This window comes from Myxococcus llanfairpwllgwyngyllgogerychwyrndrobwllllantysiliogogogochensis, from assembly GCF_006636215.1.
Lineage (GTDB): Bacteria > Myxococcota > Myxococcia > Myxococcales > Myxococcaceae > Myxococcus > Myxococcus llanfairpwllgwyngyllgogerychwyrndrobwllllantysiliogogogochensis.
Window position 1 is genome coordinate 1 of the sequence record NZ_VIFM01000872.1, and the last position, 416, is coordinate 416.

A 416-nucleotide genomic window follows, 5' to 3' on the forward strand; every position below is an offset into this window, starting at 1 on the left:
TCCACGTAGCGCGCGAGCAGGCCCGGAATCCGCAGGGCCGGCTGAGGCACGTTCTGGAGGACGAAGACGGCCTCGAAGAACGGGTTGCGGCTGGGGTCGCGGGGCGGTTGCAGCTCCTCCACCAGCTTGTCGAAGGGCACGTCCTGGTGTGAGTAGGCATCCAGGCAGACCTGCCGCACTCGGTGGAGGAACGAGCGGAAGGTCGGGTCCCCCGACGCATCCGCACGCATCACCAGCATGTTGACGAAAAAGCCGATGAGCGGTTCGAGCTCGGGCGCCCGGCGGTTGGCGACAGGTGAGCCCACCGCGAAGTCCTGCTGGCCGCTGTAGCGGTGCAGCAGCGTCTGGTAGGCAGCCATCAGCACCATGAAGAGCGTGGCGCCTTCCTTCTGCGCCAGCTGCTTGAGCTTCCGGGC

At 67.1% G+C, this 416-nt stretch carries 1 protein-coding gene; it reads right to left on the reverse strand.

The features are described 5' to 3' along the window. Window positions 1-416 (reverse strand): condensation domain-containing protein (locus FJV41_RS50965; RefSeq protein ID WP_246137946.1); only part of this gene is annotated, 416 nt, incomplete at both ends.